The organism is Planomicrobium okeanokoites, assembly GCF_003428875.1.
Lineage (GTDB): Bacteria > Bacillota > Bacilli > Bacillales_A > Planococcaceae > Planococcus > Planococcus okeanokoites.
In genome coordinates, this window is sequence record NZ_QQRS01000007.1 from 60,360 (window position 1) to 79,866 (window position 19,507).

Below are 19,507 nucleotides of genomic sequence, written 5' to 3' on the forward strand. Positions count from 1 at the left end.
GGAATGCGAAAGGACAGATCAGAAATGACGAATCGTCGTGTAGTTATTACAGGAATTGGAGCGGTTACACCGCTCGGAAATAATATAGAAACAACATGGGAAGCTATCAAAGAAGGAAAATCAGGCGTCGGTCCTTTGACACGGCTTAATCCTGATGACTACAGTGCTAAAATAGCGGCTGAAGTAAAAGATTTTTCTATAGAAGATTACATCGAGAAAAAAGAAGCCAGAAAAATGGACCGGTTTACACATTATGCACTTGCGGCATCCATCATGGCGATGAAAGATTCAGGTTTGGAACTTGATGAAAAAACGGCATTGCGCACAGGTGTCTGGATTGGTTCAGGCATCGGCGGCATGGAAACCATAGAAAATCAGATGAATGTTTTGAATACAAGAGGCGTACGCCGGATCAGCCCATTTTTGATTCCGATGATTATTCCGGACATGGCTTCCGGGCAAGTATCAATCTATTTCGGAGCAAAAGGCATCAACTCCTGTTCAGTGACAGCCTGTGCTTCCGGAACCAACTCTATCGGAGACGCATTCCGTGTAATTCAGCGCGGTGATGCGGACGCGATGATTTCGGGCGGTGCAGAAGCGCCGATCACACAATTATCAGTTGCCGGTTTTACAGCTAATACGGCATTGACGACAAATACGGATATCAGTAACGCTTCACGTCCGTTTGACAAAAACCGTGATGGTTTCGTAGTAGGTGAAGGAGCAGGCATTGTAATCCTTGAGGAATACGAACAGGCAAAAGCACGCGGTGCGAAAATCTATGCTGAAATCATCGGGTACGGCTCGACGGGCGATGCACATCATATAACTGCACCTGCTCCTGGCGGTGAAGGCGCAGCTCGGGCAATGGATCAGGCAATAGCTGACGGCGGTGTTGAGAAAACGGCAATCGGCTATATTAACGCGCACGGAACAAGTACACCTTATAACGACTTGTTTGAGACAATGGCGGTAAAAACAGTCTTTGGCGAGCATGCCTATAAGCTTGGCATGAGTTCGACAAAATCGATGACGGGCCATTTGCTGGGTGCAGCTGGTGGTATTGAAGCCATATTCACTGCTTTGGCATTGAAAGAAGGCATAATGCCGCCGACGATCAATTATGCGACGCCGGATGAGGAATGCGATCTGGATTACGTTCCGAATGAAGCCAGAAAAGCGGATTTCACATATGCCATGAGCAACTCTTTAGGTTTTGGCGGACATAACGCTTCACTGGTATTTAAAAAATATGAATAATGAAATCAGGCCCTGCAGATTCTTGCAGGGCTTTTTTTAATGCAATTCAACAACTCATCAAAAGAAAAAATAATTTTCTTCAAGCATGCTAACCCAGCTTTAACAAGGAAATATTCCCTTATTTGATTTCCAATTGACAAAATATTTTTTAAATTACAAAAAAGAGATTGATTATGTAATGTTTTTGTAATAAACTTTATAAAAGTTGAATTAACAGAAAAAAAAGAATTTTGAGGTGTTCGCATGTCAGCTAAAAAAACATCATTTACACAGACGCCGCTTTTACAGGTTGAGAACCTTCAAACCGGCTTCAAGATTGATGGCGACTTCTATAATGCTGTTGAAGGAGTTTCATTTGAAGTAAATCGTAAACAGATAGTCGGAGTCGTGGGGGAGTCAGGCTGCGGTAAAAGTGTAATGTCCCTGTCGATCATGCAGCTATTGCCAACTGGAATTGGAAAAATTCGCGGTGGCGAAGTGAAATTTGAAGGGGAGAATATTTCCAAACTATCTGATAAAAAAATGAACAATATACGTGGAAAAGATATTTCAATGATTTTTCAGGAACCGATGACTTCGTTGAATCCGGTTTTCACCATCGGCTATCAAATAGAAGAAGTTATCCTTAACCATGAAAAAATCTCGAAAAAGGAAGCCCGTCTCCGTTCAGTGTCATTGCTGAAAAGCGTAGGCATACCCCGTGCAGATAAAATCGTGGATGAATATCCTCATCAATTATCAGGCGGGATGAGACAGCGCGTTATGATTGCAATGGCTATTGCCTGCCAGCCGAAACTTCTGATTGCCGATGAACCGACGACTGCACTCGATGTAACAGTACAGGCGCAGATCCTTGATTTGCTGAAAGGCATACAGGAAGCGAATGATATGGCAATCATTTTAATCACTCACGATTTGGGCGTCGTCGCTGAAATCTGTGACGAAGTGCTGGTCATGTATGCGGGGAAGATAGTGGAAAAAGCTACAGTCGATGAACTGTTCAATAACCCGAAACACCCTTATACGGACCTTTTGATGAAGGCTATTCCAAGAATGGATGAAGACGTTGAAGTTCTGGCTACTATAGATGGCCTGGTTCCTTCGGTGATGAACATGCCTGAAGTCGGCTGCCGCTTCGCGAACCGCTGCCCATCGGCCATGGCCGAATGTTTGACAGTGACTCCTGAACTCGGCGAAGTAGCCTCAGATCACGAAGCGGCTTGCCTGCTCTACGATGAGAGCTGGCCGAAAGATGCAAAACCTCATAGAGAAGGGGCGTCCATGGCATGACAACAAGGGATTTTATACAAGACAGAATTGACAGTCTCGAGAATCGGGATGTGCTTCTCGAAGTCCAGAATCTTAAAACCTATTATCCGGTTACCGGCGGTTTCTTCAAAAGAACTGTCGGACATGTAAAAGCGGTTGATGATGTTTCATTCACCATACGTAAAGGCGAGACGCTTGGTCTTGTAGGTGAATCGGGATGCGGCAAGTCGACGACAGGAAGAACTATTCTTCGGTTGTTAAAACCGACAGACGGCCAAATTCTTTTTGAAGGAAAAGAAATCACCAAAATATCGGGGTCGAAACTTCAAAAAGCCCGGCGTGATTTTCAGATGGTTTTCCAGGATCCTTATGCGAGCCTCAATCCGATGCAGATGGTCGGCGATATTATAGCTGAACCGATTCTGAATTATGAGAAGCGCAACAGGAAAGAGCTGGAGCAGGAAATAAAATCGTTACTGACAAGGGTTGGACTGCCGGAAGCGGCATATTATAAATACGCACATGAATTTTCAGGCGGCCAGCGTCAACGCATCGGTATAGCCCGGGCACTCGCGTTGAATCCAAAATTGATTGTGGCAGATGAGCCGGTTTCTGCACTCGATGTTTCTGTCCAGTCGCAAGTTTTGAATCTGCTTAAGGAATTGCAGATTGAATTCGATCTCACATACTTGTTTATCGCGCATGATCTCAGCGTGGTAAAACATATGAGCGATCGAATCGGTGTTATGTATTTGGGCAATCTCGTCGAGGTTGCTTCAAATAGAGATTTATACAAGGAGCCGCTGCACCCTTATACACAAGCCTTGATTTCTGCGATCCCTGAACCGAATACGGCGATCAAGAAAGAACGGATTGTTCTTGAAGGAGATGTTCCGAGTCCGCAAAATCCGCCAACCGGCTGCCCGTTCCATACGCGCTGCCCGATGGCAATGGAAGTCTGTTCGAAAGAAAAGCCTCCATTAAAAGAAGTGCGGCCAGGCCATCATGTTGCCTGCGTCTTGTATTGATCAAAAAAAAACAGTAGGGGGAAAATCATGAAAAAGAACAAATCGTTATTATGGCTTTTCGCTTTGATTCTTGTCCTGTCTGCGTTCCTTGCAGCATGTGGCGGAGATGACAACGGCTCGTCCTCGGATGATTCGGAGAAAAAAGAAGAAACAGAAACAGAAACAGAAAGCACTGCTGAAGGAGAGCCACAAACAGGCGGAACTTTGGTATACGGCATTGACGCTCCACCAGAAGGATTATTCTCATCTGCTTTTTACGGCATCGCAACGGATGCTGAAGTTATCGCTCTTTTCGATGAGCCATTAATTGATTATAACGAAAACCTGGAACCAGTTCCTAACGTAGCTTCATGGGAAACAGAAGACAATAAAGTCTTCACATTCACATTCGAAGAAGGCGTAAAATGGCATAACGGCGAAGAACTTACAGTTAATGACTGGGTATTCGCATTAGAAACGATCGCTGACCCTGATTATGACGGTCCTCGTTATTCGAACGTCCAAACAATTGAGGGAGCAGAAGCTTTCCGCAACGGTGAAGCTGATACGATTTCAGGAATTGAAGTTGTAAGTGACTACGAAATCAAAATCACTTTCGACGAGGCACGTGTAAACAACTTGACTAACCTTTGGGCTTACCCGCTTCCAGAAGCAGCTATGGGGGACATTCCAGTTGCTGAAATGTCAGCTTCTGAATTTGTTATCACAAACCCTATCGGAATCGGACCTTTCAAAGTTGATAAGATCGTACAAGGTGAATCAGTGGAATTCTCTAAATTCGAAGACTACTGGAATGGTGATGTAAACCTGGATAAAATCGTATTGCGCGTAATCGACAACTCTTCAGTTGTTGGTGCATTGCAAAACAACGATGTTGATATGATCTCGCTTCAGCCGGTATCAGGACCTGAAGTTGAGCCTTTGGAAAACGTTGAAATTACAACATATCCTGGCCTTTCTTACTATTATGTAGGATTCAAGCTCGGTAAATTCGACAGCGAATCACAAACTATCACTGAAGAAAACCCGAAATATCAAGACAAGCAGCTTCGTCAGGCGATGATGTATGCACTGAACCGCCAGGAGTGGGTTGATGCATTCTTCTTCGGCTACGCAAACGTAGTAAACGCTCCAGTACCAAGCTCTCACTGGAATGCTGCTGATAACAGCGAATTGAACACATATGAATACGATCCAGAAAAAGCGAAAACTTTGCTTGATGAAGCTGGATATGTAGACCAAAACGGAGATGGCTTCCGTGAAGATCCAAACGGTGATGAATTTGTTGTTAAATTCTCCCACTACGCAACAGGCAACCCGACTTTCGAAGCCCGTGCACAAGCAATTACTCAGTACTGGGAAGAAGTTGGCTTGAAAACAGAATTGGAAATGGTAGAAGTTAACTTGTACTATGACATGGTCGAAAAAGATGATCCATCAATCGAAACATTCTTCGGCGGATGGGGAACTGGGGCAGATCCGGATCCTTCAGGTCTTTGGAAAGCAGATCAGCTTTGGAACTACCCTCGTTACAACAACCCTGAAGCGGATAAATTGCTTGATGACGCTTTAGATATAGAAATCGTTGGCACTGATCAAGACAAACGTACAGATTTGTATATTGAATGGCAAAAGATTGTCAACGAAGAAGTTCCAATGCTGTACATTGCTGAACTTGAAGAAATCGTTGCTTTGAACAACCGTGTGGGCGGAGTTGAATATGACGTTTCTGGTCAAAACAACCCGGCTGAATGGTTTGTAACAGAATAATATAGGAAGTAAACCTTCAACGATGGGCTGACACTAGCCCATCGTTGAAAAATTATATAGGGCTCTTATGCACGGTAAGGGATGTTTGGCACAAATTACTCTTACCGTGCCGAAGAGTGCAGCAGAGAACGTTACAGACAAGGAGAGTATGTATGCTTAAATATTCGATTAGAAGATTGCTTGGTATGATTCCTATGCTCATCCTTATTTCCGTAGTCGTATTTTCATTGGCAAAGCTGATGCCAGGTGATTCGCTCAGCGGCGAAATTGACCCGAATAATACCAATCCGGAATATATTGCAGAGATGAGAGAGAAACTGGGTTATAATGACCCGCTTCCGGTACAGTATTGGAACTGGATTACCGGATTCGTACAAGGGGATTTCGGCAAATCAACGAAATATAAGAGACCTGCATTCGATGTCATCATGGAGAAAGTGCCGAATACATTGTTTTTGGGTATCATGTCACTCATAATCACTTATATTTTGGCGTTTATGATGGGGATGTACTCGGGACGCAAGCCATATACAATTGGAGATAACGCAATCGCCGGCATCAACTATGTCATGCTGGCCATTCCATCATTTGTCGCGGCTGTATTCGCAATTTACTTTTTCGCTTTCAATCTGAACTGGTTCCCGTTTGGAGGATCCGTCGATATTCTTGTTGAAACCGGTAGCGCGGAATATTACCTCAGCAGGTTGCACCATGTTCTTTTGCCGGCTCTCGTTCTTGGTGCTATGAGTACGGCTTCTTACACGCAATTCCTGCGGAATGACATTATCGAAAACTCACGCAAGGATTTTGTCCGTACAGCCAGAGCTAAAGGGACGCCGATGAAGAAAATATACAATGTCCACATCCTGCGGAATTCAATCATTCCACTGGTAACATTTTTAGGCTTCGATTTTGCCGCATTGATCGGTGGGGCAATTATTACTGAAACTATCTTTACATATCCGGGCATCGGCATGCTGTTCCTGGATTCCGTCACAAATCGTGACTATCCGACGCTGATGGCTTTAACAATGCTCTTGTCGTTCCTGACATTGGCAGGGAATTTGATCGCAGACTTACTGTATGGAATCGTGGATCCACGAATCCGTCTGGAATAGGAGGAAGCAAAATGGCATCATCCAATACGTTAACCCAGCAAAAGAAGCCGGAACGCAGCTTGTCTCCATGGCAGATTGCTCGTAAAAAGTTCATTCACAATAAATTGGCTATGATCAGTACGGTATTTATATTGATTGTAACTGCTTTATCGTTTGCCGCACCGTTTCTTGCACCATATTTGTCACCGATTCCTGATGTATCCCGGGTGAATATCGGTTCCATGAATATTCCGCCTAATAGTGAACATATTCTGGGTACAGATAAAAGCGGACGGGACGTATTGACGCGATTATTCTACGGCGGACGAATTTCCCTCGTGGTCGGGTTCAGCGCAACATTGATGGTTATTACACTTGGTACGCTGGTTGGTTCGATTGCCGGATTCTTCGGTGGTCTGGTGGATAATATCCTTATGAGATTCACCGACTTCGTTCTCAATTTTCCATTTTTGGTATTTGTTATCGTACTGAATACTATTCTGCGCGATACAATCGACGGAGTATCCGTATTGATCATCGTAATCGGCGTCTTGAGCTGGGGAGGCGTAGCCCGTCTGGTACGCAGTAAAATCCTGGCTGAAAAAGAAAATGAATACGTTTTGGCAGCTTTATCGATCGGCTGTTCACCGATGAAAGTCATCCGTAAACATTTGTTGCCGAACGTTATGTCGACGATCATCGTTCAGGCTACCTTAATCTTTGCCAGTATGATAGTCGTTGAATCAGCTCTAAGTTATTTGGGCTTCGGCGTTCCTCAATCGGTCCCAAGCTGGGGCAATATGCTGTCGTCTGCAAATGAACCCGATGTGCTTCAAGGCAAGCCGTGGATCTGGATGCCGCCAGCTTTGATTTTGACACTGACGATTCTTTCCATAAACTTCATCGGTGAAGGATTGAAGGATGCGTTGAATCCTAAATCGCTGAGATAATAAGAATTGCATAAACGCCTATACAGATTTGTCTTATGACACTGGAATCTTGGCGCTGTATTCTGGACAAAAAAAGTTCCGCACATCAAATTGTGCGGAACTTTTTTTATGGCTTTTAGCGTTTTCTTCCGAGACCCATTGCGTTTTCCATCTTCTTTAATGTTTTATTCGCAAGGCGGGCTGCTTTCTCTGCACCTTCATCAAGGATGCGGTCCAGTTCGTCCGACTCCACAAGCTGTGCATAACGTTCCTGGATCGGCGCCAGATGGTCTGTTACAGCTTTGGCTACAGAAGCTTTGAAGTCACCGTAGCCGGCACCGTCATACTTGGCAGTCAGTTCATCTATTGATGCACCAGTCAATGCTGCTTCAATAGTAAGAAGATTTGAAACGCCGGGTTTGTTTACAGGATCGAAACGGACAATGCCTTCTGAATCGGTGACAGCACTTTTAATCTTTTTTTCGATGGTCTTTAAGTCATCCAATAAAGTGATGATGGATTTTTTATTGGTATCTGATTTGCTCATTTTTTTAGTCGGATCCTGCAAGGACATGATGCGTGCACCGTGCTTAGGAATCCGTATTTCAGGTATGGTCAGAACATCATTGTATTTCTTATTGAACCGTTCAGCCAAATCACGCGTCAATTCAATATGCTGTTTCTGATCGTCGCCGACCGGGACGATATTGGTCTGATACAAAAGGATGTCCGCAGCCATCAATGGGGGATAGGTAAGCAACCCGGCAGAGACAGAGACATTTTTTAATGACTTATCTTTATATTGTGTCATCCTTTCGAGTTCGCCGATCGTAGCGATGCATTGAAGCATCCAGCCGGCCTGGGCGTGTGCCGGCACTTCAGACTGGATGAACAAGGTTACCTTGTCGGGATCGATTCCTACGGCAAGATAAAGTGCTGCGAGAGCTTTGATGTTCCTGCGCAGTTCCAGCCGGTCCTGCGGCATTGTGATTGCGTGCTGATCAACGATGCAAAATATGCAATCGTACTCTTCCTGAAGCTCTGTAAATTGCTTGAACGCTCCGATATAATTCCCGAGTGTTACAGTTCCGGTAGGCTGTACGCCTGAAAAAATTCTGTTCATCCAAATTCCTCCTCAAAATAAAAAAACACAGCATGCATCCCTGCAAAGGGACGAAGCTGTGTTTCCGTGGTACCACCCTAGTTGCCGTTTCCGGCCACTCTTCTTCATAACGTGAAGATGACGGAGCAGGATACTTCGAATTTCACCCGCTCAGCTCGAAAGCCCATTCAATGCACCCCTCCATCTGTTTCCACCAGCCACAGACTCTCTATTATAGAAGGAAATACATTTACTCTTCTTTCTCAACGCCTGATATATTGTACTTATTATAGTATAAGCAAGAAATGGATTGCAATATTATAATTCATATACCAGCAAGGAAATGCTCATCATCAGGATGGTGACCAGGCCGATAATAAGCAGTGGGGCAGCCGAGAATGGGATGACTTCGGAAGGAAGCCGCATTTCATCATCCTCCAATGTGCTTTTCCGCCGATAAAATTTGCGCATGCTCATCGTGAAAATATCGAAAGCGCCAGTTTGCACGACGAAGATCCAAGCACCGAAGAAAACCAGGATTCCACCATAAACAAATGATGTGTTGATATAGGACAAAAGAGATAAGTCTTCTGGACGTATAAAGATGGTCAGGAAAATTACAGCCTGAACAAGTAAAATCCACATGAGTATTTTTTTCAATTTCGCACTCTCCTCTAGATGATTGTAGTTGGAAAACGGAAAAAAATCAAAAAAAACCCACAAAAATTTCTAACAAGAAAACGCTTACAAACGTAATATTCACGCGATTTGTTTTGTAATAAATGTCACACTATTATTACAATCGCAGATTAAATATAAAAAAAACGCTGTACAGGCTAAAAATAATATGTATAATAAACAGTGTACCAATTTTTCAGAAAATTTAAGGGGGTCACCTAAGTGAAGAACAGCAAGCTATTTTGGCTACTTGGCCTAGTTCTTGTTCTCAGCATCTTCCTAGCTGCATGTGGCGGCGGAGACGATACTTCGAACGAAACTGAAACACCAGAAGAAACAGACACAGACGCTCCTGCTGAAGGAGAAAATGCTGAAGGCAATACAGGCGAGCCTGACGCAGAACAAGTACTTAACCTGGTTGAAGGTGCAGAAATTCCATCAATGGACTCAGCAATCGCTGAAGATTCTGTAGCATTCAACATCTTGAACAACGTAAACGAAGGTTTATTCCGTTTGAACGAAGAGAATGTTGCAATTCCTGCTCTAGCAGAAGCTGAACCTGAAGTTTCTGAAGACGGATTGACTTACACATTCAAATTGCGTGATGCTAACTGGTCGGACGGTACACCGATTACAGCACAAGACTTCGAATTTGCTTGGAAACGCGCGCTAGACCCTGAAGTAGGATCTCCTTACGGACCTTACATGATGGCTGGCACAATCAAAGGCGCTACTGAAGTATCAGAAGGCGCTGACCCATCAGAACTTGGTGTAGTTGCAGAAGACGAAAAAACTCTAGTGGTAACACTTGAGCGTCCAACTCCATACTTCATGTCATTGATGGCTTTCGGAACTTTCTATCCACAGAACGAAGCATTCGTTACTGAAAAAGGCGACGACTACGCTTCTAACTCTGATAACTTGCTTTACAACGGTCCATTCATGCTTACTAACTGGGATGGCACTGGCTTGACTTGGTCTATGGAGAAAAACCCTGAGTACTGGGATGCTGAAACAGTTCAACTTGAAACTATCAACGTTGACGTTGTTAAAGAAACATCTACAGCTCTAAACCTTTACCAATCTGGCGAGAAAGACCGCGCTGGACTATCTGGTGAATTCGCAATGCAATATGCTGATGATCCAGAAGTTGTAAAAGAACTTGAACCAACTTTGTTCTACTTGAAATTCAACCAAGAACGCAATGGTGAAGAAACACCACTTGCAAACGAAAACATCCGTAAAGCGATTTCTATGTCTTTCAACAAGCAAGATCTAGTTGACGTAGTATTGGCTAACGGTTCACTACCAGCTAACTACCTTGTTCCTACTGAGTTCACATTCTCAGAAGACGGCGCTGATTTCCGTGAAATCAACGGCGACTTGACTGGCTTTGATGCAGAACAGGCTAAAGAATTCTGGGCTACTGGCCTTGAAGAAATCGGCCAAACTGAAGTAACTCTTGAACTACTTGGCGGCGACAGCGAATTGGCTGGTAAAATGGACGCTTACTTGAAAGAACAAATGGAGACTAACCTTGAAGGTTTGACTGTAAACTTGAAAGCTGTACCATTTGGCGTTCGTCTTGAACTTGACGAAGCACAGGACTACGATATGCAAAACTCTGGTTGGGGCCCTGACTATCAGGATCCAATGACTTTCATTGACTTGTTCGTTACTGGAGCTTCACACAACTTGATGTCTTATTCTAACGAAGAATTCGACAGCTTAGTTGAACAGGCTAAAGGCGAACTAGCTCAAGATCCTGCAGCTCGCTGGGAAGCTATGGCTGAAGCTGAAAGAATCCTGATTGAAGAAGATGCTGCTATCGCACCGATTTACCAACGTGCTACAATGGCTCTTCAAAAACCATATGTACAAAACATCATCTCTCACCCATTCGGTGGAGATTACAGCTACAAATGGGCTTTCATTTCAGGCAAAGAATAATTTAATCTGAAGCCACGGTTCTAAAACCAAATAGAAAGAGAGTATATCGCTACTTTAGCTCGATATACTCTCTTTTCTAATGTAGGAAAGTTCACCGAAAATTAACCCTTTTCTGCTAAATTTGAAAAAAATAAGTTTTTGTTTCCAAGGAATAACAGAGCTTATATAATAGAAGTATTCTATTTCGGAGGTGCAACATGGCAAGATATATTGGCAAACGGATAATATATATGGTGATTACATTGGCGTTGATTGCCACATTCACTTTTTTCTTGATGAAGATACTACCAGGTTCCCCTATCGCTTCCGCAGATAAATTATCTCCAGAACAAAGGGCAGTCGTAGAAGCAAGGTACGGTCTGGACGACCCCCTTCCGGTACAATATTTCAACTATATGTTCGGCTTGGTTCAAGGCGATCTTGGTATTTCGATTAACCAGTTTAAAGGCGCAGATGTAACCGACGTTATTTTAAGTCGTATGGGTCCGTCCGCACAAATTGGTTTCCAAGGGATGTTGTTGGGTACAGTGCTTGGCATTTTGTTGGGAATGATTGCTGCATTAAGGCAAAATACATGGATTGATTATTCCAGCACAGTGGTTGCGATAATCGGTATTTCGATTCCATCCTTTGTATTTGCCTCAATGCTTCAATACTCCCTGGGATTGAAATTAGGCTGGTTCCCGGTCGCTTTGTGGAAAGACGGATTCATGTCCAGTGTTCTTCCATCGATTGCTTTAGCAATGTTCCCGCTTGCAACAGCAGCGCGGTTCATCAGAACAGAAATGATTGAAGTATTAGGTTCAGATTATATTACTCTCGCCAAAGCTAAAGGAGCGAGCGGTTCCGAGATTGCATTTAAGCACGCATTCCGTAATGCTTTGATTCCTTTGATTACGGTCCTCGGACCGATGGCTGTCGGTATCTTGACAGGGTCACTGGTTGTAGAACAAATTTTCGCAATTCCTGGAATCGGCGAACAGTTCGTTAAATCGATCATGGTAAGTGACTTCTCGATCATCATGGGTACTACAATCTTCTTCTCAGTATTCCTGATTCTAGTAATTCTTATTGTTGATATCATGTACGGTATTATAGATCCTCGTATCCGTCTTTCAGGAGGTAAGAGTTAATGACTCAAAACTATGAAAAATTGCCTCAAGGGTCTTTTGACAGAATACCAAGAGACACCCAGCAGGCAGAACGTATTTCAAAACCAAGTGTCAGCTTCTGGCAGGACGCATGGCGCAGACTTAAAAAGAATAAAGGTGCCATATTCAGTTTGTTCCTGTTTGGTTTGATCGTCATCATGGCATTACTGGGCCCGGTCATCAGCCCTTATTCACCAAACTCACAAACGATTACACACGCAAACCTGCCCCCGAAGATTCCGGTGATTGAAAATCTTGGAATTTTCGATGGTGTTGGTACACTTGGCGGTAAAGAAGTGGATTTGTATGAAATGAAGAACGTTGAACAAAACTATTGGTTCGGTACTGATGGACTTGGTCGCGACATGTTCTCTCGTGTTTGGAAAGGTACGCAAGTATCATTATTCATCGCATTTGCCGCAGCGGCTATCGATATGTTGATCGGCGTCATTTATGGCGGGATCTCCGGTTACTTCGGCGGACGAATTGATGACGTAATGCAGCGTATTGTCGAGATTTTGACTGGTATTCCAAACCTTGTTGTCGTAATCCTGTTCATCATGATCATGGATCCAGGGATTCTGGCCATCATCATCGCTCTGACCATAACCGGTTGGACCGGTATGTCACGGGTCGTCCGTGGACAAGTGCTTAAATACAAAACACAGGAATTCGTTTTGGCTGCCCGCACATTGGGAGCCACTGACGGACGCATTATCTGGAAGCATTTAATGCCTAACGTTTTGGGTGTAATTATCATCAACACAATGTTTACGATTCCAGGAGCTATTTTCTTTGAAGCATTCCTTAGCTTTATCGGACTGGGGCTGCAGGCTCCGGACGCTTCACTTGGAACGCTCATTAATGACGGTTATAAACTAATCCAGTATCAGCCGCATATCTTGGCGATCCCGGCATTCGTACTTAGTTTAATCATGATCGCATTCAACTTGATCGGTGATGGATTGCGCGATGCCCTCGATCCTAAGATGAAAGATTAAGGAGGAAAGCCGAAGATGGAGAAAATTCTACAAGTGAAAGACCTCGAACTTTCCTTTAACACTTTTGGCGGGGAAGTAAAAGCTATACGAGGTGTAAATTTTGATCTATATAAAGGTGAAACTTTAGCAATCGTTGGTGAGTCGGGTTCAGGTAAATCTGTAACCACGAAATCCATCATGCGTTTATTGCCTGAAAGTTCAGCTGAATTTAAAAATGGAGAGATTTTGTTCGGTGGAAGAGACCTGACAAAACTATCCGATAAAGAAATGCAGAAAATCCGCGGTAAAGATATTTCGATGATTTTCCAGGATCCGATGACATCATTGAATCCAACAATGCCAATCGGACGCCAAATCACAGAACCTTTACTGAAGCACCAAAAAATCAGTAAATCTGAAGCCCGTAAAGTTGCTATCGATCTTTTACGACTAGTGGGCATGCCAAAACCGGAATTGCGGATGAAACAATATCCGCACCAATTTTCCGGTGGACAGCGCCAGCGTATCGTAATCGCTATTTCACTTGCTTGTAATCCGCAGATTCTCATTGCAGATGAGCCGACTACAGCGCTTGATGTTACAATCCAGGCTCAGATCCTTGAGCTGATGAAAGACCTTCAGAAAAAAATCGATACATCGATCATCTTCATCACACACGACCTTGGGGTTGTCGCGAATGTTGCAGATCGTGTAGCGGTCATGTACGGAGGCAAAATCGTTGAGATCGGGACTGTGGATGAAATTTTCTATAACCCGCAGCATCCATATACATGGGGCTTGTTAAGTTCTATGCCTTCATTGGATACTGAAGATGCGAAACTTTACGCAATTCCAGGAACACCGCCAGATCTTTTGGATCCTCCTAAAGGGGACGCGTTCGCTCTTCGCAGTGAATATGCGATGAAGATTGATATGGAAATGGATCCTCCATTCTTTAAAATCACTGATACTCATATGGCTGCCACATGGCTGTTGCACCCGGATGCTCCGCAAGTTGAGCCGCCGGTGAGTGTCATTGAAAGAATGAAAAAGTTCCCTGGAAGCCGTTATTATGAAGGGAGCGCAAATTGATGGCTGAAAAATTACTGGAAATCAAAAATTTGAAACAGCATTTTAATGTTGGCAAAGCCAATGAAGTGAAGGCTGTCGACGGCATCTCTTTCGATATCTATAAAGGGGAAACGCTTGGACTTGTTGGTGAATCTGGCTGTGGGAAATCCACTACCGGACGCTCCATTATCCGTTTATATGATGCAACAGATGGTGAAGTATTGTATGAAGGTGAAAATGTCCACGGCAAAAAGTCCAAAAAAGATCTGAAGAAATTCAACCGCAAAATGCAGATGATTTTCCAGGATCCTTATGCTTCATTGAACCAGCGGATGAAAGTCATGGATATCATTGCAGAAGGCATTGATATCCACGGATTGGCTAAAAACTCGAAAGAACGCGAGCAGATGGTTTTCAGCCTGCTTGAAACTGTAGGGTTGAACAAAGAGCACGCCAACCGTTATCCGCACGAATTCTCCGGTGGACAAAGACAGCGTCTTGGGATTGCCCGGGCACTTGCAGTAGATCCGGATTTCATCATCGCCGACGAGCCGATTTCAGCTCTTGATGTGTCCATTCAGGCACAGGTCGTCAATTTGCTGAAAGATTTGCAGAAAGAAAAAGGGCTCACTTATTTATTCATTGCCCACGACCTTTCAATGGTAAAATATATTTCTGATCGCATCGCTGTTATGTATTTCGGCAGAATGGTGGAACTTGCACCAGCAGAAGATCTTTATAACAATCCGATGCATCCTTATACACAATCGTTGCTTTCAGCAATTCCGCTTCCAGATCCGAACTACGAGCGCAACCGCGTCCGTAAATCTTACGATCCGGCTACCCACAACTATGCAGAAGGCGAGGATGTCCGTATGAGAGAAATCACTCCCGGACATTTCGTGGACTGTTCTGAACGTGAGTTTGAAGCTTTAAAAGCTGGTTCTCTGAAAGTATAAAAAATTTAGCAATGCCACATTGTGGTATTGCTATTTTTTTGTTTCAATTTGTCAAAATGATGATAAAATGGAATAAGAAAGACAACTGAGAGGATGTTAAGTCGAATATGAAGAAAATACGTTTAGCAGCAGCCACCGCTTTATTGTTTAGTGGATTGGCTACAGCTCCCGTTATGGCAGCAGAAGAAAAAGCGGAGGATTTTACCACACGTACATACAATGCTATTGAAATAAACTCTGAAGTACTGTCGAGTTCGCAATTGTTCAGATACAGTTCCGGTCTTACATTTGAATACCCGGACGCTGTCCGTGGAATATTCGTCACAGGCCATTCTGCAGGAGGCGCCCGTTTTGACAGTTTGATCGATTTAGTCAATACAACAGATTTGAATGCTATGGTCATTGACATCAAAGAGGATTTCGGCTATTTGACTTATGAACCTGAAGAAGGTTCTGAGCTTGAAGAGTTTGGAATCGGTCAGCCGTATATCAAAGATCCACGCGCAATGCTTGAACGTTTGGAGCAGGAGGAAATCTATCCTATAGCACGGGTCGTCGTATTCAAGGATTCGGCATTGGCAGAAAGCAAGCCGGAATGGTCGTTTAAAGAAGGCGGTCAGGTTTGGAAGAACCGCAGAGGAGAAGCTTTCGTCAATCCATTCATGAAAGAAGTTTGGGATTACAACGTCGATATCGCAATTGAAGCGGCTAAACTTGGATTTAAGGAAATTCAGTTTGACTATGTCCGTTTCCCTGAAGGTTTTGAAAACCGTGCAGACACTCTGGAGTATTCAAAAGGTGAGTACGATGGAGACGACTATGATAATGTGCAGCGCCGCGTAGATGCAGTAACGGACTTCGTAGCGTACGCTCATGAACAATTGGAGCCTTATGATGTGGAAGTATCCGTTGATATCTTTGGTTATTCTGCAACGTTGCCGGAAGCGCCGGGCATCGGCCAGAACTTCTCTAAGATTTCTGAGAATGTTGACGTAATTTCTTCTATGATCTATCCAAGCCACTGGACGTCATATTTTGGAATTGCAAAACCTGATCTTGAACCGTATAAATTGGTAGCTGAATATGCAAAAGTCGAGAATGCCAAATTGGGTGAACTTGAAGATCCGCCAGTTTCACGGCCATGGCTTCAGGATTTTACAGCTTCATATCTTGGCGCAGGCAATTACCTGAACTATGGGAAAGCTGAAGTGGAAGCACAGATCAAAGCTCTAAATGACAATGGCATAGATGAATTTTTATTATGGAATGCAGGGAATACCTATTCACCAGGTGTCGATTATACACCAAACAATTAATAATGAAAAAAGAGCTGATTTCATGAAATCAGCTTCTTTTTTTTGAAACTTTTTTGTGTTGAAAACGTACTATTAAGTGTAAGAAATATTTTCAAAAAGAAAAACCTAATTGAGAATAAAATAATTTTATTTTGGGTTTAACTGTTAAAAAAATCGGGTAAATTTATATTGTATAGCTAATAGTTAAAGTTTAAATATAGCGAATGTGTGACAAATATTATGCATTTCCTATATTAATATGCGATTTCTATATTCAATTGAAGCCTGATATTGTATAATGAATGTAAAGCTATTAAATTATATTCATTCTAATTTAGTAATTAATAGAAATGAATTCCCCGAATCCGAAAGGAAGTGTTCAATTATGATGGTAACGCTATTTACTTCCCCAAGTTGTACATCTTGCCGTAAAGCAAAAGCATGGTTGGAAGAGCATGATATTCCATATACAGAACGCAATATATTTTCTGAACCTCTTACAATCAGTGAAATAAAAGAAATTTTACGCATGACTGAAGATGGCACTGACGAAATTATTTCAACTCGTTCGAAGATTTTCCAAAAATTGAACGTAGATGTTGAAAGTCTGCCTCTTCAGAGATTATATGAGCTAATCCAAGAACACCCTGGCCTATTGCGCCGGCCGATCATCATGGATGAAAAAAGACTGCAAGTCGGTTATAACGAAGATGAAATCCGCCGGTTCCTTCCTCGTAAAGTGAGAGCGTATCAATTGCTTGAAGCTCAACGAATGGTGAACTGAAAATAAGCTAAAAGCTGTCCGGCCTTTATGTCAATTCATAATGGATCTTTGGACAGCTTTTCTGTATTTATTTCAGTTATAAATCTTGCATTTCCTTGCTAATTAGCATAAACTCTTAACTAATTATCCGTCGCCGGACTTATGAATACAGGCATTAACTTTCTCATATAGTTAAAAACGCGATATAATAAGTAAAGCAACACCGCACGGCTTATGAGGAAGATCCTCTTGGTCCAATTCGAAAGGAGAGGTGTAAAATGGAAATAGAACGCATTAATGATAATACAGTCAAATTTTACATTTCCTATCTCGACGTTGAAGAACGTGGGTTCAGCCGTGACGAAATATGGTTCAACAGAGATAAAAGTGAAGAGCTTTTCTGGGAAATGATGGATGAGGTCAATGAAGAAGCTGATTTTGTTATGGAAGGTCCTCTATGGATCCAAGTCCAGGCAATGGACAAAGGACTGGAAGTTACAGTAACGCGTGCCCAACTTACTAAAGACGGCCAAAAACTTGATATGCCGGATGATATAGAAGAACGCCGCAAAATGTTCTCAAGTGATGAAGCAGCGGCTGCTACTGAATTTGATGAGTTTGAACCTGTTTTCAATGAGCCGGACACTAAAAACCTCGAATACAGTTTTGTGGTATCCGAAGTGGAAGAATTGCTTCCATTGTCACGCCGGTTACAATATGTACCAATCGAAACAGCGCTCTATCATTTTGAAGGGAAGTACTTCCTTCATGTCAGCTTTGATGAAATCCTGCACTCAGACGACGACATTAAAGACCATGTGAGTGTCTTTACAGAATATCTTCAAGGTTCTCCTGTGACGATCCATCGTCTGGAAGAATACGGCAAGGAAATATTCAAAAAAGATGCGTTATCAAACGTGCTTCATTATTTTGGCTAAACATTAAATCTATTGCAAGAAGACCTGAAAGTTTAAGCTCAGCTTATTCTTACAGGTCTTTTTATTTGGGTAAAATGAAAAGTTAGAAAACTGAAAATTAAAATTGTTTAAATCCGGCCTTCCTTCTATAATTTAGAAAAAGGAGAGTGGAAGAAATATTAGTCGCCAGGACTGAGGCAGGAAATCTAATTTATTTGACTAATACTTACAGCGCTAAAGAATTGACAGGTTTAAAGGCAGTTCATCAGTTCTTTTGCCCTGATTGCGGAAGTAAAGTTCTTCTGAAAATCGGGGAAATCAAAATCCCGCATTTTGCCCATAAATCAACTGCTTTATGTGGCAATGGAGAGCCGGAATCTTCACTGCATCTCCAGGGAAAAATGCTTTTACATCAATTCTTTTCTGATAAAAGAATATCAGCTGAACTGGAAACTTATTTACCGGAAATTCGACAAAGGGCTGATGTACTTGTCGAGCGGAAATCAGTCATTGAATTTCAATGCAGTCCCATCGCCTCAACTGATGTTGTCAGGCGATCTGCAGCATATTCCCGGCTTGGTCTTCATTTCACCTGGATAGTCGGTATAAAAGAATCCCGTGATAACAAAATTCAGATTTTGAACATTAAGGAATATCAGAGGGAAATGATTCTTCGTCAAGATCATCTGAGCTATTTACTGCTCCTGAATCCTGCAATGAAACAATTCCAATACTATTCTAATCTCTTCCATATCAGCGGCAGCAGATGGATAGGAAAAGTGGCGTCAATATCTATGGACCTGCAAAGCTATCCTTTTGCGATGCCTAGGCTATTATCGAGAAATGATTTTGACTCTGTTTGTGCGGTGTTTTTGAAAGCCAGGAATGATTTCATCAGGTCACAGTTTTTCGCTAAGAAAAGATATCAGAACCCTTTCTGGATTCTCTGCTATGAACTGGGGCTTGATATGCGGAATCTGCCGCAAATAATCGGTGTACCGATCAGAGGAGCCGAAAGTGTGGCAGGGAATGCTGTTATATGGCAATTGCAGCTGGCTCGGGCTAAGCGCCTTGGCATCTCCTATGAAAACCTGCTTTCTTCCGGCAAAATAAAATTACAGAAGCAGCAAGATACAGATAAGGCATTAAGGGTTTTAAAAGACTATGCAGATTTTCTGGATGAAATGGAAGCTGGAGAATGGATGTCGGCCAAGCAAAGGGACGTGTTATATGATATCTATTGCAAAAGCGTATGAAAATTGAGAAAATAAGATGTAGTTCGACT

General features: G+C 42.8%; 17 protein-coding genes and 1 other annotated feature. Of the genes, 15 read left to right on the forward strand and 2 right to left on the reverse strand.

All coding sequences use genetic code 11. The features are described 5' to 3' along the window. Positions 1 to 24: 24 nt before the first annotated feature. The 6 genes from fabF to opp4C all read left to right on the forward strand — a co-directional run bounded on the left by fabF (position 25) and on the right by opp4C (position 7,377). Positions 25 to 1,263, forward strand: a complete 1,239-nt coding sequence (gene fabF, locus D2910_RS13600; RefSeq protein WP_117313823.1) for a beta-ketoacyl-ACP synthase II — start codon at positions 25 to 27, stop codon at positions 1,261 to 1,263. Between the two features lie 243 nt (positions 1,264 to 1,506). After that, positions 1,507 to 2,553, forward strand: coding sequence for an ABC transporter ATP-binding protein (locus D2910_RS13605; protein WP_117313824.1), 1,047 nt, complete (start codon positions 1,507 to 1,509; stop codon positions 2,551 to 2,553). Then, entirely contained in the window at positions 2,550 to 3,560 is a 1,011-nt protein-coding gene (locus tag D2910_RS13610; RefSeq protein WP_117313825.1) for an ABC transporter ATP-binding protein, read from the forward strand. Before D2910_RS13605 ends, D2910_RS13610 begins: the two co-directional genes overlap by 4 nt. Positions 3,561 to 3,587: 27 nt before the next feature. Then, positions 3,588 to 5,330 carry an oligopeptide ABC transporter substrate-binding protein gene (gene opp4A / locus D2910_RS13615; RefSeq protein ID WP_117313826.1) on the forward strand — a complete coding sequence of 581 codons (1,743 nt, stop codon included), beginning with the start codon at positions 3,588 to 3,590 and terminating at the stop codon, positions 5,328 to 5,330. A gap of 152 nt (positions 5,331 to 5,482) precedes the next feature. Further along, positions 5,483 to 6,448 carry an oligopeptide ABC transporter permease gene (gene opp4B / locus D2910_RS13620; protein ID WP_084244716.1) on the forward strand — a complete coding sequence of 322 codons (966 nt, stop codon included), beginning with the start codon at positions 5,483 to 5,485 and terminating at the stop codon, positions 6,446 to 6,448. A gap of 11 nt (positions 6,449 to 6,459) precedes the next feature. Then, complete coding sequence (gene opp4C / locus D2910_RS13625) at positions 6,460 to 7,377, forward strand: oligopeptide ABC transporter permease (protein WP_084244718.1); 918 nt, start codon at positions 6,460 to 6,462, stop codon at positions 7,375 to 7,377. Positions 7,378 to 7,492: 115 nt separating this feature from the next. Here opp4C and trpS read toward each other — a convergent pair whose 3' ends face one another. Both trpS and D2910_RS13635 read right to left on the reverse strand, forming a co-directional pair. Continuing rightward, positions 7,493 to 8,479 (reverse strand): tryptophan--tRNA ligase, encoded by a 987-nt coding sequence (gene trpS / locus D2910_RS13630; RefSeq protein WP_117313827.1) that lies wholly within the window; start codon positions 8,477 to 8,479, stop codon positions 7,493 to 7,495. A 43-nt stretch (positions 8,480 to 8,522) separates the two neighbouring features. After that, positions 8,523 to 8,734: a binding site (T-box leader), on the reverse strand. A 42-nt stretch (positions 8,735 to 8,776) separates the two neighbouring features. Further along, positions 8,777 to 9,118 (reverse strand): DUF3899 domain-containing protein, encoded by a 342-nt coding sequence (locus D2910_RS13635; protein ID WP_084244722.1) that lies wholly within the window; start codon positions 9,116 to 9,118, stop codon positions 8,777 to 8,779. Positions 9,119 to 9,358: 240 nt separating this feature from the next. Here D2910_RS13635 and D2910_RS13640 point away from each other — a divergent pair, with 240 nt between their 5' ends. The 9 genes from D2910_RS13640 to D2910_RS13680 all read left to right on the forward strand — a co-directional run bounded on the left by D2910_RS13640 (position 9,359) and on the right by D2910_RS13680 (position 19,478). Next, complete coding sequence (locus tag D2910_RS13640) at positions 9,359 to 11,086, forward strand: peptide ABC transporter substrate-binding protein (protein ID WP_117313828.1); 1,728 nt, start codon at positions 9,359 to 9,361, stop codon at positions 11,084 to 11,086. Between the two features lie 197 nt (positions 11,087 to 11,283). Further along, positions 11,284 to 12,219, forward strand: coding sequence for an oligopeptide ABC transporter permease (gene opp3b / locus D2910_RS13645; protein WP_084244726.1), 936 nt, complete (start codon positions 11,284 to 11,286; stop codon positions 12,217 to 12,219). After that, a complete protein-coding gene (opp3C, locus tag D2910_RS13650) occupies positions 12,219 to 13,238 on the forward strand; it encodes an oligopeptide ABC transporter permease (RefSeq protein ID WP_084244728.1) in 1,020 nt (339 codons plus the stop codon). Before opp3b ends, opp3C begins: the two co-directional genes overlap by 1 nt. 15 nt (positions 13,239 to 13,253) lie before the next feature. Further along, entirely contained in the window at positions 13,254 to 14,309 is a 1,056-nt protein-coding gene (locus D2910_RS13655; protein WP_084244730.1) for an ABC transporter ATP-binding protein, read from the forward strand. Beyond that, positions 14,309 to 15,247, forward strand: coding sequence for an ABC transporter ATP-binding protein (locus tag D2910_RS13660; protein ID WP_084244732.1), 939 nt, complete (start codon positions 14,309 to 14,311; stop codon positions 15,245 to 15,247). Before D2910_RS13655 ends, D2910_RS13660 begins: the two co-directional genes overlap by 1 nt. A 107-nt stretch (positions 15,248 to 15,354) precedes the next feature. Next, complete coding sequence (locus D2910_RS13665) at positions 15,355 to 16,563, forward strand: putative glycoside hydrolase (protein WP_117313829.1); 1,209 nt, start codon at positions 15,355 to 15,357, stop codon at positions 16,561 to 16,563. A 367-nt stretch (positions 16,564 to 16,930) separates the two neighbouring features. After that, positions 16,931 to 17,326, forward strand: coding sequence for a transcriptional regulator SpxA (spxA, locus tag D2910_RS13670; RefSeq protein ID WP_008429739.1), 396 nt, complete (start codon positions 16,931 to 16,933; stop codon positions 17,324 to 17,326). A gap of 257 nt (positions 17,327 to 17,583) precedes the next feature. Further along, positions 17,584 to 18,243: an adaptor protein MecA gene (mecA, locus tag D2910_RS13675; protein ID WP_084244736.1), complete on the forward strand. Its 660-nt coding sequence runs from the start codon at positions 17,584 to 17,586 to the stop codon at positions 18,241 to 18,243. Positions 18,244 to 18,389: 146 nt separating this feature from the next. Further along, the gene (locus D2910_RS13680; RefSeq protein WP_084244738.1) at positions 18,390 to 19,478 is read left to right on the forward strand and encodes a competence protein CoiA; all 1,089 of its coding nucleotides are present in this window, start codon (positions 18,390 to 18,392) and stop codon (positions 19,476 to 19,478) included. The last annotated feature ends 29 nt before the right edge of the window (positions 19,479 to 19,507 follow it).

Excerpts from the sequence above, each read along its gene's own strand:
- opp4A (WP_117313826.1), top strand. The coding sequence starts at position 3,588 with ATGAAAAAGAACAAATCGTTATTATGGCTTTTCGCTTTGATTCTTGTC.
- D2910_RS13660 (WP_084244732.1), top strand. The coding sequence starts at position 14,309 with ATGGCTGAAAAATTACTGGAAATCAAAAATTTGAAACAGCATTTTAAT.
- spxA (WP_008429739.1), top strand. The coding sequence starts at position 16,931 with ATGGTAACGCTATTTACTTCCCCAAGTTGTACATCTTGCCGTAAAGCA.
- D2910_RS13665 (WP_117313829.1), top strand. The coding sequence starts at position 15,355 with ATGAAGAAAATACGTTTAGCAGCAGCCACCGCTTTATTGTTTAGTGGA.
- opp3C (WP_084244728.1), top strand. The coding sequence starts at position 12,219 with ATGACTCAAAACTATGAAAAATTGCCTCAAGGGTCTTTTGACAGAATA.
- fabF (WP_117313823.1), top strand. The coding sequence starts at position 25 with ATGACGAATCGTCGTGTAGTTATTACAGGAATTGGAGCGGTTACACCG.
- D2910_RS13610 (WP_117313825.1), top strand. The coding sequence starts at position 2,550 with ATGACAACAAGGGATTTTATACAAGACAGAATTGACAGTCTCGAGAAT.
- opp3b (WP_084244726.1), top strand. The coding sequence starts at position 11,284 with ATGGCAAGATATATTGGCAAACGGATAATATATATGGTGATTACATTG.
- D2910_RS13655 (WP_084244730.1), top strand. The coding sequence starts at position 13,254 with ATGGAGAAAATTCTACAAGTGAAAGACCTCGAACTTTCCTTTAACACT.
- opp4B (WP_084244716.1), top strand. The coding sequence starts at position 5,483 with ATGCTTAAATATTCGATTAGAAGATTGCTTGGTATGATTCCTATGCTC.
- D2910_RS13605 (WP_117313824.1), top strand. The coding sequence starts at position 1,507 with ATGTCAGCTAAAAAAACATCATTTACACAGACGCCGCTTTTACAGGTT.
- opp4C (WP_084244718.1), top strand. The coding sequence starts at position 6,460 with ATGGCATCATCCAATACGTTAACCCAGCAAAAGAAGCCGGAACGCAGC.
- mecA (WP_084244736.1), top strand. The coding sequence starts at position 17,584 with ATGGAAATAGAACGCATTAATGATAATACAGTCAAATTTTACATTTCC.
- trpS (WP_117313827.1), bottom strand. The coding sequence starts at position 8,479 with ATGAACAGAATTTTTTCAGGCGTACAGCCTACCGGAACTGTAACACTC.